The 5,259-nt window shown below is 68.4% G+C and carries 9 protein-coding genes and 1 pseudogene; 8 read left to right on the top strand and 2 right to left on the bottom strand.

The window, feature by feature from the left end; translation table 11 throughout:
• Positions 1-152: 152 nt before the first annotated feature.
• The gene (locus VFR64_20450; GenBank protein HET9492108.1) at positions 153-332 is read right to left on the bottom strand and encodes a heavy metal-associated domain-containing protein; all 180 of its coding nucleotides are present in this window, start codon (positions 330-332) and stop codon (positions 153-155) included.
• A 113-nt stretch (positions 333-445) separates the two neighbouring features.
• Positions 446-826 carry a MerR family transcriptional regulator gene (locus VFR64_20445; protein ID HET9492107.1) on the bottom strand — a complete coding sequence of 127 codons (381 nt, stop codon included), beginning with the start codon at positions 824-826 and terminating at the stop codon, positions 446-448.
• A 101-nt stretch (positions 827-927) separates the two neighbouring features.
• Here VFR64_20445 and VFR64_20440 point away from each other — a divergent pair, with 101 nt between their 5' ends.
• The 8 genes and pseudogenes from VFR64_20440 to VFR64_20405 all read left to right on the top strand — a co-directional run.
• Positions 928-1,269, top strand: a complete 342-nt coding sequence (locus VFR64_20440; GenBank protein ID HET9492106.1) for a hypothetical protein — start codon at positions 928-930, stop codon at positions 1,267-1,269.
• Between the two features lie 110 nt (positions 1,270-1,379).
• On the top strand, positions 1,380-1,721 hold the full coding sequence (locus VFR64_20435) for a hypothetical protein (GenBank protein HET9492105.1): 342 nt from the start codon (positions 1,380-1,382) through the stop codon (positions 1,719-1,721).
• Positions 1,722-2,233: 512 nt separating this feature from the next.
• Positions 2,234-2,800, top strand: coding sequence for a YCF48-related protein (locus VFR64_20430; GenBank protein HET9492104.1), 567 nt, complete (start codon positions 2,234-2,236; stop codon positions 2,798-2,800).
• Between the two features lie 254 nt (positions 2,801-3,054).
• Positions 3,055-3,282, top strand: coding sequence for a hypothetical protein (locus VFR64_20425; protein ID HET9492103.1), 228 nt, complete (start codon positions 3,055-3,057; stop codon positions 3,280-3,282).
• Positions 3,283-3,294: 12 nt separating this feature from the next.
• Positions 3,295-3,612, top strand: a pseudogene (locus tag VFR64_20420) (TlpA disulfide reductase family protein).
• The gene (locus VFR64_20415) at positions 3,602-4,183 is read left to right on the top strand and encodes a TlpA disulfide reductase family protein (protein HET9492102.1); all 582 of its coding nucleotides are present in this window, start codon (positions 3,602-3,604) and stop codon (positions 4,181-4,183) included. Before VFR64_20420 ends, VFR64_20415 begins: the two are co-directional and overlap by 11 nt.
• A 142-nt stretch (positions 4,184-4,325) precedes the next feature.
• On the top strand, positions 4,326-4,577 hold the full coding sequence (locus VFR64_20410; protein HET9492101.1) for a PCYCGC motif-containing (lipo)protein: 252 nt from the start codon (positions 4,326-4,328) through the stop codon (positions 4,575-4,577).
• Positions 4,578-4,710: 133 nt separating this feature from the next.
• Positions 4,711-5,259 (top strand): sulfite exporter TauE/SafE family protein (locus tag VFR64_20405; GenBank protein ID HET9492100.1); only part of this gene is annotated, 549 nt, incomplete at its 3' end.

The following is a 5,259-nucleotide window of genomic DNA, read 5'->3' as shown; positions in this document are numbered from 1 at the left end:
CAGTTGGCCGACGGCCTTCTCGATCGTCCCGGTGCAGAGCGAGCAGTGCAGCCCACTGATCTTTGCGAGAAACCTCGACCGTCCGCCAGGGCCGCGGGCCTCTTCGAGCCAGTAGGGTGTCGCTGCCGTCGGCTCGATCGTCGCGGGCCCGCTCACGTTGCGACCTCGTACCCTGCCTGGGTGATCCGGTTCTGCACGGCCTCCGCGGACGTGCGGGCCGGATCGAACACGACGGTGACGCGGGCCGCCCAGTGATCGGCGGTGCTACGGAGGACGCCGTCGACCTTCGCGAGCGCCTGCTGGATGCGCTGCTCGCACGCGACACACCTCATTCCGGCTACACCTAGCTCGAGCTGCTCCATCTGTCTCCGCCTCCCCACTCCGGCTGGCGTTCCATTCGCTATTCCTCGCCTCGCCCGCGACCCGCGGGCGCTTCGATGTGTGGTCACACCGGCGCCTGCTTCTGCGGTTGCCGGTTCCAGGCGGCCAGGCTGCGCCGGATGCGCTCGCGGACATCGACGAGGTCTTTGAGCTTCCGGTCCAGTTCGACCGCTTTGTCGCGGAGGAGCTGATGGACATGGCTGCACGGCGGCCGTCCGCCCTGACGGATCACCAGGATGTCCTTGATCTCGCCGAGCGTGAGACCGAGGCCGGTTGCCTGCTTGATGAAGCGGAGAATCTCGGCCGTGTCCTCGCCATACAGCCGATACCGGTTGGCGCCGCGGGCTGCGGCCGGCAGGAGGCCCCTGCGCTCGTAAAAGCGGATAGCCTTGGCCGTGACCCCGGCGCGGCGCGCCAGCTCGCCGATCTTGAGTCGCCCCTCCATGTCGGTTCCAGCCTAAACCTTTCCCCTTGGGGCAAAGTCAAGGCGCCTCGCCGCGGCCGTCGTTTGCGCCAGGCCCGCCCCTGGCGTATCCTGCTTTTGCGATGAAGATCGCCGGCTTGATCCGGATCTCCACGCGGGCCTCGGTGCTACTCCTTGCGGTTCTGGTGGCGCTGTGCGCCACGGATCTGGCCGGGCCCGGAATGGTCATGGCCGAAGGGCAGGATTGCGCCGGGCCCTTCTGCGAGATCCAGATCGGTTGCGGCCAGCCCATCCAGCCGCAGAACACCCCGCCCTCCCCGATTCATCTCGTTCCGGCGCCGACGTCACCTGAGCGCCTGCTGCCGCCTGCCAGAGCCGAGACCGCTCCGGTCGATCTCTCCCCGCCGAGGCTATCGTCCTCAACCCTCGGCCCGCCAGCATCCCGCGCGCCTCCCATCCTCTAGCTCCGTCGCCGCCCCACACACTGTTCCCAGAGTCACGCTGATACCGGGCGTCTGCCGTCCTGTTGGCGTCGGGCAACGGAGACGTCGGCACCCACGACGGAGGTCGCGCGATGAAGAACTTGGTCGTTCGAGGACTCCTGACGATATCGCTACCGCTCGTTCTCGTGGTCGGCGCGGCGGCAGCCGAGAAGGCGTCGACGCCTTCGATGCCAGACGGTGGGGAGATGTGCGCCGAGATGATGCAGCAATCGAGCCCGGAGGGGCGAAGCGCCATGCGCGAGTTCATGCGATCGGAACGCGCACCGCAGGCGATGGACAACATGATGGAGATGGCGCGCCGCATGGGCAACGGAGACGTGATGCTCGGCATGACGCGGATGATGGAGATGATGGGGTCGATGGGCGGAGGAACGATGGACCGCGGCGGCATGATGCAGCCGCGCGCCAAGTGAGCCGACCGTCATGGAGACCGCGCGACCCGCTGCGCTATCTCACTGCGGTTACTGTGGTCGCCCCATCGCGGAAGACATCGCCGGCTCTGAGCGCTTCGGCGAGCGTTTCTGCTCCCGAACGCACGCCGACGAGTTCGCGGCCGGCGTGCGCGCCGCCCGGATCGACGCTGCGGCACGCCGAGTCGACGTCGACGATCGTCCCACGACGGCGTGCCCCGTGCTTCCGCCCGGGCAACAGGGCTTGGGGGCCCGCCTGAAGCGGGCCGCGTGCTGGGGCGCGCCGTTGCTGCTTCTTCTCGCCATACCGCTGTTCTGGGCTGGAGGATGGGCCGCCGCAGGTGGGTCTTTGCTGAGCGTGCTCGCGCTCCTGGCGTGCCCGCTCGGCATGTACTTCATGATGCGGAGCATGTCCGGTATGCAGCAGTCCCACGACGCGCCAGCCCAAATGGCCAGCACGAACGCGGACAACGGGGAGCCTCGTGGTTAGGGCCGGCTCGCTCCTCATCGTTCTGATGCTCGTTGCGTCCCCTCTCGCGGTTACTGCGCAGCCGAACGCGTCACGGCCTTCCTTCGAGCAGGTGCACTCCCTCGCGTTCGACGCCGCCGGCCGGACCCTGTGGCTTGGTGCCCACACCGGCCTGTACAGGAGCGAGGACGGCGGCCGGACCTGGGCCAAGGCCTCTCTGCCCGCTCATGAGCACGGCCCCGACGTCATGGCGATCGCGCCGCATCCCGGCGAGCCCGATGTGCTGTACGTGGGCACGCACGAGGCGGGTGTCCTGAAGACCGTGGACGGTGGAAGGACGTGGGTCGCCGTGAACGGCGGGCTTCGTGGCCTCGACGTTCACGGTCTCGCGGTCGACCCGAACGCGCCGACCAAGCTCCATGCCTTGGTGCGGGAGGCCGGCGCCGGGCTCTATCGAACGAGCGATGGAGGACAGAAGTGGGTGCGTGTCGACGACGGACCTCCGGGCGAGACCAAGGTCCTCGCCTCGGTCAATATCCCGACCGGCATGGGCGGGATCTTCCTGTATGCCGGCACCGGCGATGGCCTCCAGCGCAACCCCGACTGCTTCTGAGGGTGGCGAGGGGTGGGCGGTCTGCCCACGGGAACGGTTAACGGCTTCGCCGTGCTTCCGGGAAACGCTCAAGTGATGCTGGTCGCGATGCGAGACGGCATCTTCCGGTCGGAGAAAGACGGCAGTGGCTGGACGGCTGCGCGGGGAGCCCCGAAGAACGCGGCCGCGGTGACGTTCAACCCGGGCCGGCCGAGCGATGCCTATGCCGCGACCATGGACGGCCACATCTTCGTCAGTCGAGACGGAGGGCAGACATGGGCACCCGTACGGTGAGGCTTCTCGCCGTGAGCTTGCTGACGGCCGTCGTGGCGGCTTCGCCCGCAATGGCGCAGCCGGATCCCTTCGGTCCCATGCAGGCCTTGCGTGTGACGCCGCCGACGCCGGCGCCGGACGTCACGCTGAAGGACCTGGACGGAGGGCCGGTGCGACTCGCGATGTTCCACGGCCGTCCGGTGATCCTGACGTTCTTCACGACGTGGTGACCGCAGTGCCGGCGGGAGGCTCCCGCCAAGGCGGCCCTGTACCGAGAGTTCCATACACGCGGTCTGGCGATGGTCAGCGTGAGCCTTCGTGAACCGGCCGACACGATTCGCGAGTTTGCCGAGGACCTCGGCCTGGGATTTCCGATCTGGATCGATCCGGACGGTCAGAGTCCCGCCGCGCTCGGCGTGCGTGGCCACCCGAGCACAGTGCTCCTCGACAGGAAAGGACGGATCGTCGGACGCATCCCTGGAGAACGCAGCTGGAACTCGCCGGAGGCGCGGCGCCTGGTCGAGTGGCTCCTAGCGGAGGAGCGAGCGGATCGTCCATGAAGCGACGGCGGCTCTTCGTGGCGGCCGGAGTGCTGGTCCCCGCGCTCGCTGTGCTGGCGCTGCTTGCCTATGGCTTCACGCGGGAGCCTCGCTACATCGAGAGCCCGATCATCGGGCGTCCCGCGCCCGGGTTCGCCCTGACGCTCTCGACGGGCAGGCGGGCGCGCTCGACGATTTCCGCGGCAAGGTCGTGTTCGTCAACTTCTGGGCGTCGTGGTGCCCGCCGTGTCGAGCAGAGGCGCCCACGCTCGAGGCGACGTGGCGGCGGCTCCAGGAGCAGGGCGTGGTCTTTCTCGGCGTGAACACGCAGGACGAGGAGCCGAGGGCTCGCGGCTTTCTCCAGGAGTTCGGCATCACCTTTCCGAACGGCCGCGACCCGGACGGCCGGATCGCCATCGAGTACGGAGTCTGGGGGCTGCCGGAGGCCTTCGTCGTCGATCCCGCAGGTCGCATCACCTACAAGCACATCGGCACGCTCGGGCAGGCGCTGCTGCTCGCGAAGCTCGACGAGGCGCGCCGTGGAGTCGTGAGCACGAGCCAGGGACGCGGCGACTACCAGTCCACTCGATGACTCGAGGATGGATATGAAGACCAGGGACACCAGACGACGAGCGCGGCGGATCTCGCGTCGCAGACTTCTTTATGGTGCCGCCGCCACAGGAGCCATCGGCATCGCCGCGTGGCAGATCTGGCCCGCGTCGGGCGGCGGCGGGGTGGCACCAGTGACGACCGACGCCATCGGCGACCAGGTGCAGAGGCTGCCGCGAGGCCAGCTTCCGGTGTTCGCCAAATCGGGGGAGATCCGTGACCTCTACCGCTATGCCGTCGAGCACGGCGACGAGCTGCAGTACGTGCCGTGCTTCTGCGGCTGTTACCGGTTCGGACACCAGAGCAACCGCGACTGCTACATCAAGGCGTTCAACACGGACGGCACGCTGAGTTTCACGAGCCATGCCGCGACGTGAACCATCTGTCTGGACGTCACGCGTGACGTGACGCGCATGCGGGGCGGTGGCAAGTCGCTGCTCGACGTGCGGCGTGCCATCGATGCCAAGTACGGCGGCACCCCGACGCCGACGCCCTATCCGAAGGCCTGAGGTGAGTCGCTTCATCGTGGCCTGGTACGGCTGGGTGAGCGGGCTCACGCAGGACCTGGTCCTCGGGTTGCAGGACCTGGCCGACAGTATCGCCCTCCCCGCGGCCACCGCCGTCATCTTCGGACTGATCGGCGCCACCTCCCCGTGCCAGCTCACGACGAACCTCGGCGCCCTCGCCTACGCCGGGGGCCGAGCCGGGCGGGGACGGGCGTTCGCCCTGACGCTGGCCTACGTTGCCGGCAAGGTCACTGTCTATACGCTCGTCGGCGCCGCCGTCGTACTCGCTGGCTTGCAGCTTCAGGCCGCGTCGATCCCGGTCGTCCTGATCGCGCGCAAGGTGCTCGGGCCGCTCATGATCGTGGTCGGCCTCGTCCTGGTCGCCTGGTGGCGTCCGCGATTCAGCGTCGGGCAACGGCTCGCCGCCCGGCTGCGCGGCCGGGCGGGCACAGGTGTGACCGGTGCTTACCTGCTGGGGCTCGTCTTCGCGCTGGCCTTCTGCCCGACGCTCTTCTGGCTCTTCTTCGGGCTCACCATCCCGCTGGCGCTGAAG

The organism is Candidatus Methylomirabilota bacterium (assembly GCA_035709005.1).
Lineage (GTDB): Bacteria > Methylomirabilota > Methylomirabilia > Rokubacteriales > CSP1-6 > 40CM-4-69-5.
The sequence above is the reverse complement of the archived record's forward strand: the minus strand, read 5'-3'. Positions and strand labels throughout refer to the sequence as shown.

Coding starts and splice junctions, on each gene's coding strand:
- VFR64_20450 (HET9492108.1), bottom strand. CDS start 332: ATGAGGTGTGTCGCGTGCGAGCAGCGCATCCAGCAGGCGCTCGCGAAG.
- VFR64_20445 (HET9492107.1), bottom strand. CDS start 826: ATGGAGGGGCGACTCAAGATCGGCGAGCTGGCGCGCCGCGCCGGGGTC.
- VFR64_20425 (HET9492103.1), top strand. CDS start 3,055: ATGGGCACCCGTACGGTGAGGCTTCTCGCCGTGAGCTTGCTGACGGCC.
- VFR64_20435 (HET9492105.1), top strand. CDS start 1,380: ATGAAGAACTTGGTCGTTCGAGGACTCCTGACGATATCGCTACCGCTC.
- VFR64_20430 (HET9492104.1), top strand. CDS start 2,234: ATGCTCGTTGCGTCCCCTCTCGCGGTTACTGCGCAGCCGAACGCGTCA.
- VFR64_20440 (HET9492106.1), top strand. CDS start 928: ATGAAGATCGCCGGCTTGATCCGGATCTCCACGCGGGCCTCGGTGCTA.